This is a genomic window from Nonomuraea sp. NPDC049646, from assembly GCF_044465525.1.
Taxonomy (GTDB): domain Bacteria; phylum Actinomycetota; class Actinomycetes; order Streptosporangiales; family Streptosporangiaceae; genus Nonomuraea.
In genome coordinates this window covers 153,361-171,545 of sequence record NZ_JBITLU010000013.1, presented here as the reverse complement: position 1 = coordinate 171,545, position 18,185 = coordinate 153,361, and the positions used below count along the sequence as shown (strand labels likewise).

Below are 18,185 nucleotides of genomic sequence, written 5' to 3'. Positions count from 1 at the left end.
CGGGCATGGTACGCACCTTCCTGGCCAGAGGTCTGCTCATCGGACTCCTGGCCGGACTGATCGCGGGGGCCTTCGCCTTCGCCTTCGGTGAACCTCGCGTGGACCACGCGATCGCCCTGGAGGAGGCCGCCGCCCAGTCCGAGGCGCCCGGCCAAGAAGCCGGGACGGCCGGGCACAGTCACGGCGAAGCGGCCGAGCACAGTCACGGCGAGGACGCCGTGGTCGGCAGGCCCGTGCAGAAGGCGGGGCTGTTCCTGGCCACCGGGCTCTACGGGCTGGCCGTGGGCGGGGTGTTCGCCCTGGTGTTCGCCGGGCTGCGCGGCCGGGTCGGCCCGCGTTCGGACGGGCTGCTGGCGGTGGCCGCGGCCGGTACGGCGTTCGCCGCGATCATCCTCGTGCCTTTCGTGAAATATCCGGCCAACCCGCCTGCGGTGGGCGACCCGGACACCATCAACAGCCGCACGCTGCTCTACGTGGTGATGATCCTCGTCGGGCTGGCGGCGACGGCGATCGCGGTGGCGACGGCCCGCCTCGTCGACGGCGGCCCGTGGGCTCGCTGGACGGCGGCGGCGGTCGCCTTCCTCGTGCCCGTCGTCGCCGCGTGGTGGTTGCTGCCGGCGGTCGACGAGGTGCCCGACGGGTTCCCCGCCACGCTGCTGTGGGAGTTCCGGGTCGTCTCGCTCGGCACGCAGCTCGTCTTCTGGGCGGTGTTCGGCGGGCTGTTCGGCTGGGCGAGCGACCGGGCGGAGCGGCGCGCGGCGGCTCGTCCGCTGGTCGCGGCGCCGAGCTGAGCAAGGTGCTGTTCGTCCGGCATGCCACGACACCGGGGATGCGGGCCGGGTGCTTCCCCGCCGACGAGGACGCCGACGCGGCGAGCCTGACCAGGGCCGCCGCGTCGGGGCCCGTCGAGGCGCCGGCGGCATGGGCCGCTCCCGGCAGGGCCGCCCGGCAGACGGCCGCCGCCATGGGGCTGGCGGCACGCGTGGTGCCCGCCCTGGCGGAGGCGGACTGCGGCCGGTGGCGGGGCCTGCCGTACGGGCGGGTCGCGCTGGAGGAGCCGGACGCGCTGGCGAGCTGGCTGGCCGACCCGCACGCCGCCCCGCACGGCGGCGAGTCACTGAGCGCGCTCGCCGCCAGGGTGGCGGGCTGGCTCGATGCGGCACGGGACGAGCCGCGGGCCGTCGTGGTCTGCGACGCGGGCGTCATCCGGGCGGCGCTCGGCCACGTCCTGGGGCTGGATCCGCTGCGCGCGGCCCGTTTCGACCTGGCTCCTCTGTCCACCACCGAGCTGACCGTCGCGCGGGACGGCTGGCGGGTGGTCCACGTCAACCGGAAGGCTGAGTCTTGATCGTCACCTATCCGTTCAGCGCCGTCGTCGGGCTCGGCGACCTGAAGCTGGCGCTGGTGCTGAACGCGGTGTCGCCCCGGGTGGGCGGGGTGCTCGTACGCGGGGAGAAGGGAACGGCGAAGTCCACGATCGTGCGGGCGCTGGCGGCCCAGTTGCCCACGGTGGCCGTGGTGCCGGGCTGCCGGTTCGCCTGCGACCCCGTCGTCCCCGACCCCGGGTGTCCGGACGGGCCGCACGAGCCCGGCGCCGAGCGGGTGGAACGGCCGGCCGCGCTGGTGGAGCTGCCGGTCGGCGCGTCGGAGGACCGGCTGGCCGGCTCGCTCGACGTCGAGCGGGCGCTGACGGAGGGGGTGAAGGCGTTCGAGCCGGGGCTGCTGGCGGCCGCCCACCGCGGCGTCCTGTACGTGGACGAGGTGAACCTCCTGCACGACCACCTCGTGGACCTGCTGCTCGACGCGGCCGCGCTGGGCACGTGCTACGTCGAGCGCGAGTCGGTGTCGGTGCGCCATGCCGCCCGCTTCCTGCTGGTGGGCACCATGAACCCGGAGGAGGGCGAGCTGCGTCCGCAGCTCCTGGACAGGTTCGGGCTGACGGTCGAGGTCAGGGCGTCCCGCGACCCGGAGGAGCGCGCGGAGGTGGTGCGGCGGCGGCTGGCCTTCGAGGCGGACGCGGCGGCGTTCGCGCATCGATGGGCCGGGGAGGAATCGGCGTTGTCGGCCCGCATCGCCGCCGCGCGGTCCCGGGTTCCGGGCGTGCGGCTGCCGGACGCCCGGCTGCGGCAGATCGCGACGGTCTGCGCCGCCTTCGAGGTGGACGGCCTGCGCGCCGACCTGGTGACGGCGAACGCGGCCATCGCCCACGCCGCCTGGCAGGGCCGCGACACGGTGACGACCGAGGACGTGCGGGCCGCGGCCCGGCTGTCCCTGCCGCACCGCAGGCGGCGGGATCCGTTCGACGCTCCGGGGCTGGACGAGGCGCTCCTCGACGAGCTGCTGGAACGCACGTCGGCCGACGACGACCCCGACGACTCCGGTCCCGGCGGCGACGGCGGACCCGCCGGGACGCCGCCACCGGGCGACGGCGCCGGACCGGAAGCACGCAACCAGCCGACCGGCGCCGAGTCACCCCCGGATGACACGACCGCGCCCGCTGACGCGCGATCGGCGGCCGGAGAATCCGGTGAGGCGGCACTACCAGGGGCGGAGGCGCCTGGGGAATCCGGTCCGGAGGCGGCAGGGGCGGAGGCGGCCGGGGGATCCGGTCCGGAGGCGGCCGCGCCGCAGGCGGCCTCGCAGGTGGCGGGCGTGGCAGCGCCGTACCGGGTGCCGCTGCTGGAGGTGCCGGGGGTCGGCGAGGGAGCGGTGGGCCGGCGGTCGCGGTCCCGGACCCGGCGCGGCCGCAGCGCCGGCGCGCGCCGCCCGCACGGTCCCGTCCGCGACCTCCACGTGCCGGCCACGCTGCTGGCAGCGGCGCCCCACCAGCGGGAACGCGGCCACCAGGGCCCCGGCCTGACGCTGCGCGGCGACGACCTGCGCGAGGTGGTGCGCGAGGGCAGGGAGGGCAACCTCGTGCTCTTCGTGGTGGACGCGAGCGGCTCGATGGCGGCGCGCAAGCGGATGACCGCGGTCAAGACGGCCGTGCTCAGCCTGCTCCTGGACGCCTACCAGCGGCGGGACAAGATAGGACTGATCACTTTCCGGGGCGCCGGCGCGGAGGTGGCGCTGCCGCCCACGTCGTCGGTGGAGGCGGGCGCGGCCCGGCTGCGCTCCCTGCCCACCGGAGGGCGCACGCCGCTGGCGGCGGGGCTGGTGCGCGCGGCGGAGGTGCTGAGGGTGGAACGGCTGCGCGACCCCGCCAGGCGTCCGCTGCTGGTGCTGGTCACCGACGGACGGGCCACGGCCGGCCGCGACATGGGCAGGCCCGGCGGTGGCATGGGCAGGACCGCCGGAGGCATGGGCACGACCGGCGGTGATGTGGACAGGGCCGCCGCGCTGCTGGCCGGCACCGCGGCGGTGGTCGTGGACTGCGAGAGCGGGCCGGTCAGGCTCGGCCTGGCCGTCCGGCTGGCGTCCCGGCTGGGCGCGCGGCTCGTGCCTCTCGACTCTCTGGCCGAGCTCGGCTCGGTCGTCCGTGACCACAGGAAGGCTGTCTGACCATGCCTCAGGGAAAGCCGGCTGTCGTGCCCGACGACGGCCTGACCACGCGCCAGCGGCGGACGCGTCCGCTGCTGATGGTGCACACCGGGCCGGGCAAGGGCAAGTCCACGGCCGCCTTCGGGATGGCGTTGCGGGCCTGGAACCAGGGCTGGCCGGTCGGGGTGTTCCAGTTCGTGAAGTCGGCCAAGTGGCGCATCGGCGAGGAACGGGCGCTCAAGGTGCTCGGCGAGACGGGCGAGGGCGGCCCGGTGGCCTGGCACAAGATGGGCGAGGGCTGGTCGTGGATCCAGCGGCCCGGCGCCGAGGAGGACCACGCGGCCGACGCCCGTGAGGGCTGGGAGCAGATCAAGCGCGACCTGGCGGCGCAGACGTACCGGTTCTACGTGCTGGACGAGTTCACCTACCCGCTGAAGTGGGGGTGGCTGGACCTGGACGACGTCCTGAAGGCACTGACGGACCGGCCGGGCAGCCAGCACGTCGTGATCACCGGCAGGGACGCGCCCGAACGGCTGATCGAGGTCGCCGACCTGGTGACGGAGATGGGCAAGGTCCGCCACCCCATGGATGCCGGCCAGAAAGGACAGAAGGGCATCGAGTGGTAGTTCCCCGGCTGGTGATCGCCGCGCCGTCGTCGGGCAGCGGCAAGACGACGGTGGCCACCGGGCTCATGGCGGCGTTGCGGGCGCGCGGGCTGCGGGTCTCGCCGCACAAGGTGGGGCCCGACTACATCGACCCGGGCTATCACGCGCTGGCCGCCGGGCGTCCCGGACGCAACCTGGATCCGTGGCTCGTCGGGGAGGAGCTCGTCGCCCCGCTGTTCCTGCACGGCGCGGCCGGGTGCGACGTGGCGGTGGTCGAGGGCGTGATGGGCCTGTTCGACGGCAGGGGTGACACCGGCTTCGCCTCGACCGCGCACGTCGCGACGCTGCTGGACGCGCCGGTGGTGCTGGTCGTGGACGCGGCCCGGCAGAGCAGGTCGGTGGCGGCGGTGGTGCACGGGTTCGCCACCTTCGACCCGGACGTGCGGGTGGGCGGGGTGGTGCTCAACCGGGTGGGCTCCGACCGGCACGAGGAGCTGTGCCGGTCGGCGCTGGCGGCGGCGGGCGTGCCGGTGCTGGGGGCGATCCGCCGCGACGACGCCGTGGCCACGCCCTCCCGGCACCTGGGGCTGGTGCCGGCCGCCGAGCGCCGGGCCGAGGCGGTCGCCGCCGTGGACCGGCTGGCCGCCTTGGTGGCGCGTTCGTGCGACCTGGACGCGCTGCTGCGGCTGGCGCGCTCCGCTCCCCCGCTGGGCGGCCCCACCTGGACACCGCCGCCGCCCCCGATGACGCCGCCGACCCCCGGCGCGTCGGGCGGCCGGCCGGTGGTGGCCGTGGCCGGTGGGGCGGCGTTCACCTTCGGGTACGCCGAGCAGGTCGAGCTGCTGCGCGCGGCGGGGGCGGAGGTGGCGGTCTTCGACCCGCTGCGCGACACGCGGCTGCCGGACGGGACCGGCGCGATCGTGATCGGCGGCGGCTTCCCTGAGGTGTACGCCGCCGAGCTGGCCGCCAACGAGCCCCTGCGGCAACAGGTCGCCGCCTTCCCAGGCCCGATCGCCGCCGAGTGCGCGGGGCTGCTGTACCTGTGCGACGAGCTGGACGGCCAGCGGATGTGCGGGCGCGTCCCAGGGCGGGCGCGGATGACGTCCCGGCTGACGCTCGGCTACCGGGACGCCGTCGCGCTGCGCCGCTCGCCGCTCACCAGGACGGGCGAGCGGCTGCGCGGGCACGAGTTCCACCGGACGGCCGTCACCTACGCGGGCGAGCCGCTGTTCCACTGGGACGGCGGCCACGACGGGTACGGCGATCCCGGCGTGACCGCGTCCTACCTGCATCTGCACTGGGCGGGCGCGCCGCGCCTGGCTCAGCGGCTGGTGTCGTCCTCCAGGTCGCCCTCGGTCTTGAGGTAGACCTCCTGGAGCCCGCGCAACACCTCCGGGTCCGGGTGCTGCCACATGCCGCGCTCGGCGGCCTCCAGCAGGCGTTCGGCGATGCCGTGCAGCGCCCAGGGGTTCGAGCGGGCCATGAACGCCTGGTTCTCGGGGTCGAGCACGTACGTCTGCGTGAGCCTGTCGTACATCCAGTCGGCCACCACGCCGGTGGTGGCGTCGTAGCCGAACAGGTAGTCGACGGTGGCGGCCAGCTCGAAGGCGCCCTTGTAGCCGTGGCGGCGCATGGCGGCCAGCCAGCGCGGGTTGACCACCCTGGCGCGAAAGATCCGTGAGGTCTCCTCCGACAGGGTCCGGGTGCGCACGGCGTCGGGACGGGTGCTGTCGCCGACGTAGGCGGCCGGGGCCCTGCCGGTGAGCGCCCGCACGGTGGCGATCATGCCGCCGTGGTACTGGAAGTAGTCGTCGGAGTCGGCGATGTCGTGCTCGCGGGTGTCGACGTTCTTGGCGGCGACGGCGATGCGGCGGTAGGCGTCCTCCATCTGGGGGCGGGCGGCGACGCCGTCGAGGTCGCGGCCGTAGGCGTAGCCGCCCCACACGGCGTACACCTCGGCCAGGTCGGCGTCGTCGCGCCAGTTGCGGCTGTCGATGAGCGGCAGCAGCCCGGCCCCGTACGCGCCGGGCGCGGAGCCGAAGACGCGCATCGTGGCCAGCCGCTCGTCGCCGCCCGTCGCGGCCACGTGGGCGCGGACGTAGTTCTCCTCGGCCGGCTCGTCCAGCGAGGCGACCAGCCGTACGGCGTCGTCGAGCATGCCGACCACGTGCGGGAAGGCGTCGCGGAAGAAGCCGCTGATGCGGACCGTCACGTCGATGCGCGGGCGGCCCAGGTCGGCGGGCGGGATCGGCTCCAGGCGGACGACGCGCCGCGACGCCTCGTCCCATTCGGGGCGGACGCCGAGCAGGGCCAGCACCTCGGCGACGTCGTCGCCCGCCGTGCGCATGGCGCTGGTCCCCCACACCGACAGCCCGACCGAGCGCGGCCACTCGCCGGTGTCGGCGCGATAGCGCTCCAGCAGCGACTCCGCCATCGCCTGGCCGGTCTCCCAGGCCAGGCGGCTGGGCACCGCCCGGGGGTCGACGGAGTAGAAGTTGCGGCCGGTCGGCAGCACGTTGACCAGGCCGCGCAGCGGGGAGCCGCTGGGGCCGGCGGGCACGTAGCCGCCGTCCAGGGCGTGCAGGACGTGGTCCAGCTCGTCGGTGGTGCGGGCCAGGCGCGGCACCATCTCGGTGGCGGCGAAGGCCAGCACCCGCGCCACGAGCTCCACCCGTTCCTCGTCCGCGCGGGTGACGGCGGGCGTCCCGTCCAGCACCGCGCGGGCGACGGCGGGGGCTGCCTCCGGGGCCCAGGCGTGCTCCTCCATGGCCTCGACCAGGGCGCGGGCGGTCGTCTCCGCGCGGTCCACCTCGCCCAGCCCCGCCGTGCCGTCCTCGGCCAGGCCGAGCGCCTCGCGCAGGCCGGGCAGCGTCTCCCGGCCGGCCCACATCTGCCGGGCCCGCAACATGGCCAGCACCAGGTCCACCCGCACCTGGCCGGTGGGCGCCTGGCCGAGGACGTGCAGGCCGTCGCGGATCTGCGCGTCCTTCACCTCGCACAGCCAGCCGTCCACGTGCAGGATGAGGTCGTCGAACTCGCTGTCGTGCGGCCGGTCGGCCAGCCCGAGGTCGTGGTCGAGCCGGGCGGCCTGGATCAGCGTCCAGATCTGCGCCCTGATCGCGGGCAGCTTGGCGGGGTCCATGGCGGCGATCGTGGCGTGCTCGTCCAGGAGCTGCTCCAGCCGGGCGATGTCGCCGTAGGTGTCGGCGCGGGCCATCGGCGGCACCAGATGGTCCACCAGCACGGCGTGCGCGCGCCGCTTGGCCTGCGTGCCCTCCCCCGGGTCGTTGACGAGGAAGGGGTAGACCAGCGGCAGGTCGCCGATGGCGGCGTCGGTGCCGCAGGCGGCCGACATCCCCGCCGACTTGCCGGGCAGCCACTCCAGGTTGCCGTGCTTGCCGACGTGCACCATCGCGTGCGCGCCGAACTCGGCCGACAGCCAGCGGTAGGCGGCCAGGTAGTGGTGGCTGGGCGGCAGGTCGGGGTCGTGGTAGATGGCGATCGGGTTCTCCCCGAAGCCGCGCGGCGGCTGCACCATGACCACCAGGTTCCCGGCCCGCAGCGCGGCCAGCACGATGTCGGGCCCGTCGTCGCCCTCGTGCACGAACAGCTCGCCCGGCGGCGGCCCCCAGTGGCGTTCCATGTCCTCCCGCAGTCGCGCGGGCAGCGTCCGGTACCACCGCTCGTAGGAGGCGGCGGAGATGCGGACCGGGTTGCCCGCCAGGTGCTCCTCGGTCAGCCAGTCCTGGTCCTGGCCGCCGGCGGCGATCAGCGCGTGGACGAGCGCGTCGCCGTCCTGGTCGGCCACGCCGGGGAAGCCGTCGCCCAGGTCGTAACCGGCCTCGGCGAGCCGGGCCAGCAGCCGGACGGTGCTCGCCGGGGTGTCCAGCCCGACCGCGTTGCCGACGCGGGAGTGCTTGGTCGGGTACGCCGACAACATCACCACCAGCCGCCGTCCGGCGGGCGGGGTGTGCCGCAGCAGGCCGTGGCGCACCGCGATGCCCGCCACCCGGGCGGCCCGCTCGGGGTCGGCGACGTAGACGGTCAGCCCGTCGGGGTCGATCTCCTTGAACGAGAACGGCACCGTGATGATCCGGCCGTCGAACTCCGGGATCGCCACCTGCGAGGCGGCGTCCAGCGGCGACAGGCCGTCGTCGTTCTCCTCCCAGGCCTGCCGGGTGGTGGTCAGGCAGAGTCCCTGCAGGATCGGCACGTCGAGCTCGGCCAGGGCGCCGACGTCCCAGGCCTCGTCGTCGCCGCCCGCCCCCGCGGTGGCCGGACGGGAGCCGCCCGCCGCCAGCACCGTGACGACCAGGGCGTCCGCCGCGCGCAGCGTGTCCAGCAGCTCCGGCTCGGCCGCGCGCAGCGACGAGCAGAAGACCGGCAGCGCCTGCCCGCCCGCGTCCTCGACGGCGTCGCACAACGCCTCGACGAACGCGGTGTTGCCCGCCACGTGGTGGGCCCGGTAGTAGAGCACCCCCACCACGGGACCGGCGGTGTTCCTGGCGGGACGGTCCAGCCGTCCCCAGGCGGGCGCTGCGGCGGGCGGCTCGAACCCGTGCCCGGTCAGCAGGACGGTGTCGGACAGGAACGCGTGCAGCTCGGCCAGGTTGGCCGGGCCGCCATGGGCGAGGTAGGCGTGCGCCTCGGCGCACACCCCGCCGCTGACCGTGGACAGCTCCATCAGCTCGGCGTCGGGGGCCTGCTCCCCGCCCAGCACCACCACCGGGCGCGGCCCGGCCAGCAGCGCGTCGAGCCCGTCCGGCCAGGCCCGCCGCCCGCCCAGCAGGCGCACCACGACCAGGTCGGTCCCCTCCGTCAGGCCGGGGACGTCCTCGGCGGTCAGCCGGGCGGGATTGCCCAGGCGGTAGCCCGCCCCGCAGGCGCGGGCGCTCAGCAGGTCGGTGTCGGAGGTGGAGAGCAGCAGAACGGTACGGCTGTCGCCAGGCACGGCGCATTCCTCCCTCGGGGTCCTCGCCCCGGTCGCGGGTGACACGACGGCAGGAGTCTCCTGGCTCCCGGATCGACGCTCACCCCGGCCTTCCCGCCCGTCGCCGGACAGTGGCCTCGTGGTGGGGTTCGCTCCCCGGTCACAGTGGCGGGACCGCGCCGGTTTCGCACCGGCTTCCTCCCATTGCCATCGCCTACGCCGAAGCTTACGACAGGAGCGACCCGTCCCAGAAGTGGCGTTACGATCCCTTCGTGCCCGTAGGTGAATCTTCCGGACGTACGCGTCCCGATGCCTGTCCGGGGGCGCTCCAGGTGCACGAGGCCGCGGACGGCCCGCTCGCCCGTGTGCGCCTGCCCGGCGGCGCGGTGTCGGCCGCGCAGCTCCGCGTGCTCGCCGGGTGCGCGGCCGAGCTGGGAACGGGCGTGATCGAGCTGACGTCGCGGGCGAACGTCCAGGTGCGAGGGCTGCGCAAGCCCGAGGTCTTCGCCGGGCGGATCGCGGCGGCCGGGCTGCTGCCGTCGCCCGCGCACGAGCGGGTGCGCAACATCCTCGCCTCGCCGCTGAGCGGGCGCGGTCCTGACGGGCTGCTGGACGTGCTGGCGATGGCGGACGCCCTGGACCGGGCCCTGTGCGCGCGGCCCCGGCTGGCCGCGCTGCCGGGACGCTTCCTGTTCGCCCTGGACGACGGCACCCGGGACGTCGCCGGGCTCGGCGCGGACGTCACCTACCTGGCGACCGGACGGCTGCTGCTGGCCGGCGCCGACACCGGGCTCACCGTCGCCCCCGACGCGGCCGTCCCGCTCATGATCGACGCCGCCGAGGCGTTCCTGGACGAGCTGTCCCCCGGCGGCCCGCGCGCCTGGCGCATCCGCGACCTGCCGGACGGCCCCGCCGGAATCGCCGCCCGCCTGCGCCACGCCCGCCCCGGCCGGCCGGACGCCCCGGAGGCCCGGGAGGCCCCGGACAACCTGGATAACCCGGACACCCCGCCCGCCTCCGCACGGCGCCCGTCCGCGGGCAGGATCGCCCAGCGGGACGGCCGGGTGGCGATCGAGGCGCTCGTGCCGCTCGGCCGTCTGACGTCCGCCCAGGCCGCAGCCCTCGCCGGCCTCGGGCGGCCGGTGCGCCTGACGCCCTGGCGGACCGTCGTCCTGCCGGACCTCCCCCAGGGCGAGGCGGACCAGGCCGAGCGGGCGCTGGCCGCCACCGGGCTCGCCACCGACCCGGACTCCCCCTGGGCCGGGGTCACCGCCTGCACCGGCCGTCCCGGCTGCGCGAAGGCGCTCGCCGACGTGCGGGCGGACGCCCTGCGATGGGTGCGGGGCCTCGGCCGCGCGCCCGCCACGCCCGTCCACTGGGCCGGTTGCGAGCGGCGCTGCGGCCTGCCACGCGGCCCGGTCCGCCAGCTGATCGCAACCATCGACGGATACGAGGAACGCCAGGAGTGAGCGACTACATCCGCGACGGCGCCGAGATCTACCGGCGCTCGTTCGCGACCATCCGCGCCGAGACCGACCTCACGGGCCTGCCGCCCGAGGTCGCCCAGGTGGCGGTGCGCATGATCCACGCGTGCGGCATGACCGACCTCGTCACCGACCTGGCCTGGTCGCCGCAGGTGGTCGCGCGGGCCAGGGAGGCGCTGCGCGGCGGCGCGCCGGTGTTGTGCGACGCCATGATGGTCGCCTCCGGCGTGACCCGGCGCAGGCTGCCCGCGGGCAACGAGGTGCTGTGCACGCTGGGCGATCCGCGCGTGCCCGAGCTGGCCGAACGCCTCGGCACCACCCGCAGCGCCGCGGCCCTGGAGCTGTGGCGCGACCGCCTGGCGGGCGCGGTGGTGGCGATCGGCAACGCGCCGACCGCCCTGTTCCGGCTGCTGGAGCTGGTGGCCGGCGGCGCGGGACGCCCCGCGGCCGTGCTCGGCATCCCGGTCGGCTTCATCGGCGCGGCCGAGTCCAAGCAGGCGCTGGCCGGCAGCGACCTGGAGTACCTGGTGGTGCACGGCCGTCGCGGCGGCAGTGCGATGACGGCCGCCGCGATCAACGCCATCGCGAACGAGACGGAGTGACGACCATGTCAGGACGCCTGTACGGAGTCGGCCTCGGCCCCGGCGACCCCGAGCTGGTCACGGTCAGGACGGCCCGGCTGATCGGCGAGGCCGACGTGATCGCCTACCACGCCGCCCGGCACGGCCGCAGCATCGCCCGGTCGATCGCGCTGCCGTACATGCGCGAAGGCCAGATCGAGGAGCTGCTGCTCTACCCGCTGACCACGGAGACCACCGACCACCCCGGCGGCTACCAGGGAGCGCTCGACGACTTCTACGCCGACTGCGCCGAACGCCTGGCCGCCCACCTGGACGCGGGCCGCACCGTGGTCGTGCTGGCCGAGGGCGACCCGCTGTTCTACGGCTCCTACATGCACATGCACAAGCGGCTCGCCCACCGCTACCCGACCGAGGTGGTGCCCGGCGTGACCTCGGTCAGCGCCGCCGCCGCCGTGCTGGGACGGCCGCTGGTCGAGCGGGACGAGGTGCTGACCGTGCTGCCCGGCACGCTGCCCGCGCACGTGCTGGCCGAGCGGCTGCGCGACACCGACTCGGCCGCCGTCCTCAAGCTGGGCCGTACGTTCGGGAAGGTGCGCGACGCGCTGGCCGAGGCGGGCCGCCTCGACGACGCCTGGTACGTCGAGCGGGCCACCATGGGCGCCGAGCGGGTCGCCCCGCTCAAGGACGTGGACCCGGAGGGCGTCCCGTACTTCTCGCTGGCCCTGCTCGCCAGCCCGGCCGAGCGCACCTTCGTCCCCGAGCGCCCGGCGGACGAGGTGCGGGGCGAGGTGGCCGTCGTCGGCCTGGGCCCGGCCGGGCGGCCGTGGCTGACGCCGGAGGCGCAGGAGGCGCTGGCCGCGGCCACCGACCTCGTCGGCTACGGCCCGTACGTGGACCGGGTGGCGCCGAACCCGCGCCAGCGCCGCCACCGCACCGACAACCGGGTGGAGGCCGAACGCGCCAGGCACGCCCTTGAGCTGGCCCGGGACGGGGCCCGCGTGGCGGTCGTGTCGTCCGGCGACCCGGGCGTGTTCGCCATGGCCAGCGCCGTGCTCGAAGCCGCAGCCGACTTCCCGGACGTGCCGGTGCGGGTCGTGCCGGGACTGACCGCCGCCCAGGCGGTCGCCGCCAGAGCGGGCGCGCCGCTCGGGCACGACTACTGCGTGCTGTCGCTGTCCGACCTGCTCAAGCCGTGGGAGGTGGTGGCCGACCGGCTGTCCGCCGCCGCGCGGGCGGACCTGGTGCTGGCGATCTACAACCCGGCCTCGCGCAGCCGTACGTGGCAGGTCGCCGCCGCCCGGGACCTGCTGCTGGAGCACCGCGCGCCGGACACCCCCGTGGTGATCGGCCGCGACGTCGGCGGCCCGCGGGAGAGCGTCACGGTCACCACGCTCGGCGAGCTGGACCCCGGCCAGGTGGACATGCGCTGCCTGCTGATCATCGGCTCGTCCACGACCCGGGCCACCGAGGGCGGCGTCGTCTACACCCCGCGCCGCTATCCCTGAACCCAGGCTGCCGCCGCCGCCACGCTGTCCGTCGCCCGGACGCCCGCCGGCAGCGGCGGCCGGTCCACCATGATCACCGGCAGGCCGAGCTCACGCGCCGCGCCGAGCTTGGCCGTGGTCATGCCGCCGCCGCTGTCCTTGGTCACCAGCACGTCCAGGCGGTGCTCCCGGATCAGCGCGCGCTCGCCCTCGACGGTGTACGGCCCCCGGTCGAGCAGGACGTGCGTGTTCGCCGGCACGGGACCCTCCGGCGGGTCCACCGACCTGGCCAGCAGCCACACGCCGGGCAGCGGCGCGAACACCGGCAGGCTCCGGCGTCCGGTCGTCAGGAAGACCCGGGTCTCACGGCCGGCCGCGAACCGGGCCGTGGTCAGCAGCCCGGCCGCCGCCTGGAGTGAGCCGACCCGCAGCCAGGCGTCGCCCGGCCCCTCCCGCCACCCCGGACGCCGCAGCACCAGCAGCGGCACCCCGGTCGCCGACGAGGCCGCGACCCCCGAGGCGGTCATCCGCTCCGCGAACGGATGCGTGGCGTCGACCAGCACGTCGATGCGCTCCTTCAGCAGCCACGCGGCCAGGCCCGACGGCCCGCCGAACCCGCCTTCCCGCACCTCGCCCACCGGCAGCCGCGGGTTGTTCACCCGCCCCGCCAGCGAGGACACCACGTGCAGCCCGGGATCTGCGGCCAGCTCGGCGGCCAGGGCCCGCGCCTCGGCGGTGCCGCCGAGGATCAGGACCCGTCGCACGCCCGCTCCCTGGCGGCGCTGTAGAGGTGGCTGTCGGGGAACTGCGTCGCCGACAACACCCGGCCCACGACGATCACGGCCGTCCGCCGGATCCCGGCGTCGCGGACCTGTCCGGCGATGTCGGCCAGCGTCCCGCGCAGGATCACCTCGTCGGCCCGGCTCGCCCGCGCGACCACGGCCACCGGGCAGTCCGGGCCGTAGGAGGGCAGCAGCTCGGCCACCACCGCGTCGATCCGCTGCACGGCCAGGTGCAGCACCATCGTGGCCCGGCTCGCGCCGAGCGTCCCGAGGTCCTCGCCGTCCGGCATGGGGGTGGCGCGGGCGGAGGTGCGCGTCAGGATGACCGTCTGGCCGACGCCGGGCACGGTCAGCTCCCGGCCCAGCGCGGCGGCCGCCGCCGCGAACGCCGGAACCCCCGGCACCACCTCGTACGGCACGCCCAGGGCGTCCAGCCGGCGCATCTGCTCGGCCACGGCGCTGAACACCGACGGGTCGCCCGAGTGCAGCCGCGTCACGTCGAGCCCGTCGCGGTGGGCGGCGGCCAGCTCGGCGACGATCTCGTCGAGCGTCAGGTCCGCCGTGTCCACCAGCCTGGCGCCCGGCGGGCAGGCGTCGAGCAGCTCGCGCGGCACCAGCGACCCGGCATAGAGGCAGACGGGCGACGCCTCCAGCCGCCGCAGGCCGCGCAGCGTGATCAGGTCGGCGGCGCCGGGCCCGGCCCCGACGAAGTACACGGTCACGGCCGGTCCTCCTGCGTCATCGACCACACGGTCACGGTTCGTCCTTCCTGGTGATCGACCACACGGTCACGGTTCGTCCTTCCTCGTGATCGACCACACGGTCACCGGCATCGCCGCCCGCCAGCCGGTGAACCCGCCGACCGGCGAGGCCCGCTGGACGCTCAGGCGCACCAGGTCGCCGCCGAGCCTGCCGTACCAGTGGGCGAGGACGGCCTCGGACTCCAGGGTCACGGCGTTCACCACCAGCCGGCCGCCGGGGCGCAGCGCCGTCCAGCAGCGTTCCAGCAGGCCGGGGGCGGTCGCGCCGCCGCCGACGAACACCGCGTCCGGCTCGGGCAGCCCGTCCAGCGCCCCGGGAGCCCTGCCCTCGACCACGCGCATCGACGGCACGCCGAGCCGCTCGGCGTTGCGCCGGACGGCGGCGGCCCGGTCGGCCCTGCTCTCGATCGCCACGGCCGCGCACGACGGGTGGCTGCGCATCCACTCGACGGCGATGCTGCCCGCCCCCGCGCCCACGTCCCACAGCAGCTCGCCGGGCATCGGGGCCAGCCGGGACAGGCTGACGGCGCGGACCTCCCGCTTGGTGAGCTGCCCGTCGTGCTCGTACGCGCCGTCGGGCAGCCCCGGCACCCTGGCCAGGGGCTCGGCGTCCCGGGCCAGGACGCATTCGACGGCGATCACGTGGAGCGCGGATGCCTGGCCCTCCCCCCAGCTCTCCGCCGTGCCCCGCCGCTCGGACTCCCCCGGGCCGCCCAGCTCCGACAGCACCGTCATCGGGCTCGGGCCGTACCCGTGCCGGACGAGCAGCCCGGCGACCAGCGGCGGAGAGTCCGGCCCCGCGCCGAGCACGACGACGCGGCGGCCCGGCTGGAGCGCGGCGGCCAGCGCCGCGGGCGGACGGCCCACCAGGCTGACGACGTCCACCCGCTCGGCCGGCCAGCCCAGCCGGGCGCAGGCCAGCGCCAACGACGACACGTGCGGCAGCACCAGGACGCGCTCCGCGCCCAGCAGCCGGACCAGCGTCGAGCCGATGCCGTAGAACATCGGATCGCCGCTGGCCAGCACGCACACCTCGCGGCCGGCGTACCGGTCCATGAGCGCGGGCAGGGCGGGCAGCAGCGGCGAGGGCCACCTCACGCGTTCGGCGGCCGTCGCGGGCACGAGGTCGAGCTGCCGCGCGCCGCCCATGAGCACGTCGGCGGCCTCCACGGCGCGGCGCGAGCCCGGGGTCAGCCCGTCCCAGCCGTCCGCGCCGATCCCGACGACCGTGATCACGCGTCGCGCCGGGTCAGCCGGCTCTCCTCGGCAAGCCGCTCCCGACGGGAAGCGGCGCGGGCGTCGCCCTGCTCGGCCAGGTTCACGATCCTCCTCGATGGCAAAGTGCGAGGGATATCGTATATCTGCCTATCTGGCAGACTTTGGCGGGTGAAACGGCTTCTCGTCATCGGGATCGGCGCCGGCGATCCGGACCATCTCACCCTCCAGGCGGTCAAGGCCATCGCCGCCACGGACGTGTTCTTCATCGTCGACAAGGGCGAGATCAAGCACGAGTTGATCCAGCTCCGCCTCGACCTGATCGCCGAGCACGGGCGCGAGCCGTACCGGATCGCCGAGGCCCGCGACCCGGAACGCGACCGCACCTCCCCCGCCTACACCACCGCCGTCGAGGACTGGCGCTCGCGCCGCTCGCTCGCCTGCGAGGCGCTCATCCGCGACGAGCTGGGCGCCGGCGAGACCGGCGCCTTCCTGGTGTGGGGCGACCCGGCCGTCTACGACAGCACGCTGGCCGTCCTCGACGAGATCCAGGGACGCGGGAACGTCGCCTTCGACGTCGAGGTCGTCCCCGGCATCAGCAGCGTGGCCGCCCTCACCGCCCGGCACCGCATCGGCCTGACCCAGGTCGGCCGGCCCACGCACCTGACCACCGGCCGCCGCCTGGCCGAGCAGGGCCCCACCGCCGACGACGTGGTGGTCATGCTCGACGCCCACACCTCCTTCGCCGGCCTCGACGACTTCCACATCTACTGGGGCGCCTACCTCGGGACGCCGGACGAGATCCTGGTGTCGGGGCCGGTGTCCGAGGTCGGTGAACGCATCCGGCGGCTGCGCGCCGAGGCCCGTGACCGCAAGGGCTGGATCATGGACACGTACCTGCTGCGCCGCCTGGCACCGGGGGACCGCTGACCTGACGGCGAGGTCGCGCCGCCAGGCCGGCGGGCCCCCTCGCGTCATGCCAGCAGGCTCTGCCCGATCCAGCCGCCGGGCCCGCAGCCCGGCGGGATGGCGAACACCGCCGACCCGATCGGCGTGGTCCACTCGTTGAGCAGGTCGGCCTCGGCCAGCCGGCGCTGCATCGGCAGGAACTGAGCGCCGACATCGGCCTGGTAGGAGGCGAAGAGCAGGCCGCTGTCGGAGTGTCCGGCCGCGGTGAGCCCTTCGTCGTAGTTGTAGGGGCGGCGGAAGATCCCCTTGGCCGGGTCGGCGCTGTGCGCCCGCCTGATGTGGGCGTACTCGGAGATGACCGGGAACCCCACGGGCGTCAGCTTGGCGAAGTCGGGCGGGTCGTGCTCGGCGGCGCCGGTCAGCGGGGCGCCGGTGTCCAGGCGGCGGCCGACCGTGAACTCCTTGGCGACCCGGTCGGCGGCGTCCCAGGTCTCCAGCTCGACCCGGATCCGCCGCAGCACCAGCGTGGTGCCGCCGCGGAGCCACGCGGGCGCGTCCGCGCCCGCCCACACCACCCGGTCGAAGACGGGGGTTCCGGGGACGGCGTTGGCGGTCCCGTCGAGCTGCCCCATGATGTTGTGCTGGGTCAGCCCGGACGCCTGCACCCCGGCGGCCCGCCGGAACCCGCGCTGGACCCACCGGACGCGGGTGAAGGCGCGGGCGTCCTTGATGATCATGCGGAGGGCGTGGGCCACGGTCAGCGGGTCGTCGGCGCAGATCTGCACCAGCACGTCGCCGCCGTTCCACCGGCTCTGCAGCCTGTCGATGGAGAAGCGGGGCAACGCCTTCAGCGAGGACGGGCGCGCCTCCGCCAGGCCCACCGCGTCGAACAGGCCGGGCCCGAACCCGAAGGTGACGGTCAACCGGGCGGGCAGCACCGCCAGTTCCGGCTCGGTGTCGGCCAGGGCCGGGCCGCCCGCGCTCAGGCGGCGGGCGTCGTCGGTGAGCAGCCGCATCATCCGGGCCACCGCCTCGCGGCCGACGCCGTCGCGCAGGTCCAGCCCGGCGAAGACGGCGTGGGCCTGCGGGACGGTGGCGATCCCGGCCTGGTGCGGGCCGTGGAAGGGCTCCACCGCCGAGCCGGGCGGAGTGGCCTGCGCCGCGGCCGGGCCCGTCGAGGCGGCCTGCGTCGCGAGCGCGCCGGCCGCGGCGGCCGCGGCGGCCGCGGTCGAGGCCAGCAGGCCCCGCCGGGTCAGGCGGGACCTGCCGCCGGTGTGCGCGTCCATCAGTGCTTGCCCTCGCCCGGCTGGTAGTTCTCCTTGCCGCCGGCGAAGTCCTTGCCGATCGCGGTGAACTCGACGGTGGAACCGTCGGCGAGGGTCAGGGTGAAGGGCACCTCGGCTCCTGGCTCCACCTTGCCCGTGACCCCCATCAGCATGATGTGGTCGCCACCGGGCGTCAGCGGGTGGGAACCGCGGGCGGGCACCACGAAGCCGCCCTTCTTGGGGCGCATCACCATCTTGCCCCCGGAGTCCACCACTTCGTGCAGCTCGACCGTCGGGGACAGCGGCGACGTGGCGGAGACGACCGTCAGCTCGGCGTCGGTGTTGTTGACCAGGGCGCCGAAGGCGGCGGTCATGCCCTTCCCGCCGGTCTTGATCCAGGGGTCGGTGATGGTCAGAGCGGGCGAAGGGGTGGCGGTGGCGGCAGCCGGTGACGCCGACGCGGTCGTCGCGGTCGTCGCGGTCGTGCCCTGGCCGCCGCAGCCGGACACGAGCGCGGCCACGGCCAGCGCCGCGGCGGGAAGAAGCGGAGAACGCGAACGGAGAGAGTGCATGGTGGGCCTTTCCAGGCAGGCCTCGGCGCACGGCGGGCTTTCCCACCGCGCCGAAGGCGGATCAGGCAGGGACGCTTGACGCGGCCGCGACGTCGGCGGCCACGCGGACCCGGACGG

Annotated in this window: 15 protein-coding genes and 1 riboswitch; of the genes, 9 read left to right on the top strand and 6 right to left on the bottom strand. The window is 75.6% G+C overall.

Features of this window, described 5'->3' with window-relative positions; genetic code table 11:
* Positions 1–5: 5 nt before the first annotated feature.
* Genes ACIBQ8_RS34420 through ACIBQ8_RS34400 form a run of 5 tightly spaced genes read left to right on the top strand, consistent with a single transcriptional unit; the run spans position 6 to position 5,452 of the window.
* Positions 6–791 (top strand): CbtA family protein, encoded by a 786-nt coding sequence (locus ACIBQ8_RS34420; RefSeq protein ID WP_397194048.1) that lies wholly within the window; start codon positions 6–8, stop codon positions 789–791.
* Positions 792–796: 5 nt separating this feature from the next.
* A complete protein-coding gene (locus ACIBQ8_RS34415; protein WP_397174767.1) occupies positions 797–1,348 on the top strand; it encodes a histidine phosphatase family protein in 552 nt (183 codons plus the stop codon).
* Positions 1,345–3,501, top strand: coding sequence for a VWA domain-containing protein (locus tag ACIBQ8_RS34410; RefSeq protein ID WP_397194047.1), 2,157 nt, complete (start codon positions 1,345–1,347; stop codon positions 3,499–3,501). Before ACIBQ8_RS34415 ends, ACIBQ8_RS34410 begins: the two co-directional genes overlap by 4 nt.
* Positions 3,502–3,503: 2 nt before the next feature.
* Complete coding sequence (gene cobO, locus ACIBQ8_RS34405) at positions 3,504–4,106, top strand: cob(I)yrinic acid a,c-diamide adenosyltransferase (RefSeq protein WP_397174765.1); 603 nt, start codon at positions 3,504–3,506, stop codon at positions 4,104–4,106.
* Positions 4,107–4,114: 8 nt separating this feature from the next.
* Positions 4,115–5,452, top strand: coding sequence for a cobyrinate a,c-diamide synthase (locus ACIBQ8_RS34400; RefSeq protein WP_397194103.1), 1,338 nt, complete (start codon positions 4,115–4,117; stop codon positions 5,450–5,452).
* Here ACIBQ8_RS34400 and cobN read toward each other — a convergent pair.
* Positions 5,407–9,036 carry a cobaltochelatase subunit CobN gene (gene cobN, locus ACIBQ8_RS34395; protein ID WP_397194046.1) on the bottom strand — a complete coding sequence of 1,210 codons (3,630 nt, stop codon included), beginning with the start codon at positions 9,034–9,036 and terminating at the stop codon, positions 5,407–5,409. The two genes, ACIBQ8_RS34400 and cobN, sit on opposite strands and share 46 nt — an antisense overlap.
* Before the next feature lie 34 nt (positions 9,037–9,070).
* Positions 9,071–9,248: riboswitch (cobalamin riboswitch) on the bottom strand.
* A 39-nt stretch (positions 9,249–9,287) separates the two neighbouring features.
* Here cobN and cobG point away from each other — a divergent pair.
* The 3 genes from cobG to ACIBQ8_RS34380 are packed head-to-tail and all read left to right on the top strand — an operon-like array spanning position 9,288 to position 12,585.
* Positions 9,288–10,484, top strand: a complete 1,197-nt coding sequence (gene cobG / locus ACIBQ8_RS34390) for a precorrin-3B synthase (protein WP_397194045.1) — start codon at positions 9,288–9,290, stop codon at positions 10,482–10,484.
* Positions 10,481–11,101 (top strand): precorrin-8X methylmutase, encoded by a 621-nt coding sequence (locus tag ACIBQ8_RS34385; protein ID WP_397194044.1) that lies wholly within the window; start codon positions 10,481–10,483, stop codon positions 11,099–11,101. The genes cobG and ACIBQ8_RS34385 overlap by 4 nt, the downstream gene beginning before the upstream one ends.
* A gap of 5 nt (positions 11,102–11,106) precedes the next feature.
* Entirely contained in the window at positions 11,107–12,585 is a 1,479-nt protein-coding gene (locus tag ACIBQ8_RS34380; protein ID WP_397194043.1) for a precorrin-2 C(20)-methyltransferase, read from the top strand.
* Here the strand turns inward: ACIBQ8_RS34380 and ACIBQ8_RS34375 are convergent.
* The 3 genes from ACIBQ8_RS34375 to cbiE all read right to left on the bottom strand — a co-directional run bounded on the left by ACIBQ8_RS34375 (position 12,576) and on the right by cbiE (position 15,343).
* On the bottom strand, positions 12,576–13,328 hold the full coding sequence (locus ACIBQ8_RS34375) for a cobalt-precorrin-6A reductase (RefSeq protein ID WP_397174756.1): 753 nt from the start codon (positions 13,326–13,328) through the stop codon (positions 12,576–12,578). The two genes, ACIBQ8_RS34380 and ACIBQ8_RS34375, sit on opposite strands and share 10 nt — an antisense overlap.
* A complete protein-coding gene (cobM, locus tag ACIBQ8_RS34370; protein WP_397174755.1) occupies positions 13,313–14,068 on the bottom strand; it encodes a precorrin-4 C(11)-methyltransferase in 756 nt (251 codons plus the stop codon). Before cobM ends, ACIBQ8_RS34375 begins: the two co-directional genes overlap by 16 nt.
* 66 nt (positions 14,069–14,134) lie before the next feature.
* Positions 14,135–15,343 carry a precorrin-6y C5,15-methyltransferase (decarboxylating) subunit CbiE gene (cbiE, locus tag ACIBQ8_RS34365; protein WP_397194042.1) on the bottom strand — a complete coding sequence of 403 codons (1,209 nt, stop codon included), beginning with the start codon at positions 15,341–15,343 and terminating at the stop codon, positions 14,135–14,137.
* A gap of 150 nt (positions 15,344–15,493) precedes the next feature.
* On the opposite strand from cbiE, the gene cobF reads away from it, so the two are divergent.
* Complete coding sequence (gene cobF / locus ACIBQ8_RS34360) at positions 15,494–16,252, top strand: precorrin-6A synthase (deacetylating) (protein ID WP_397194041.1); 759 nt, start codon at positions 15,494–15,496, stop codon at positions 16,250–16,252.
* Positions 16,253–16,296: 44 nt separating this feature from the next.
* On the opposite strand, the gene ACIBQ8_RS34355 is transcribed toward cobF, so the two are convergent.
* A complete protein-coding gene (locus ACIBQ8_RS34355; RefSeq protein ID WP_397194040.1) occupies positions 16,297–17,517 on the bottom strand; it encodes a Dyp-type peroxidase in 1,221 nt (406 codons plus the stop codon).
* Entirely contained in the window at positions 17,517–18,068 is a 552-nt protein-coding gene (locus ACIBQ8_RS34350) for a copper chaperone PCu(A)C (RefSeq protein ID WP_397194039.1), read from the bottom strand. Before ACIBQ8_RS34350 ends, ACIBQ8_RS34355 begins: the two co-directional genes overlap by 1 nt.
* Positions 18,069–18,185 lie beyond the last annotated feature (117 nt).

Bases quoted from the DNA above. Each gene is read 5' to 3' on its own strand.
- ACIBQ8_RS34420 (WP_397194048.1), top strand. From the start codon at position 6: ATGGTACGCACCTTCCTGGCCAGAGGTCTGCTCATCGGACTCCTGGCC.
- cobO (WP_397174765.1), top strand. From the start codon at position 3,504: ATGCCTCAGGGAAAGCCGGCTGTCGTGCCCGACGACGGCCTGACCACG.
- ACIBQ8_RS34380 (WP_397194043.1), top strand. From the start codon at position 11,107: ATGTCAGGACGCCTGTACGGAGTCGGCCTCGGCCCCGGCGACCCCGAG.
- ACIBQ8_RS34355 (WP_397194040.1), bottom strand. From the start codon at position 17,517: ATGGACGCGCACACCGGCGGCAGGTCCCGCCTGACCCGGCGGGGCCTG.
- ACIBQ8_RS34350 (WP_397194039.1), bottom strand. From the start codon at position 18,068: ATGCACTCTCTCCGTTCGCGTTCTCCGCTTCTTCCCGCCGCGGCGCTG.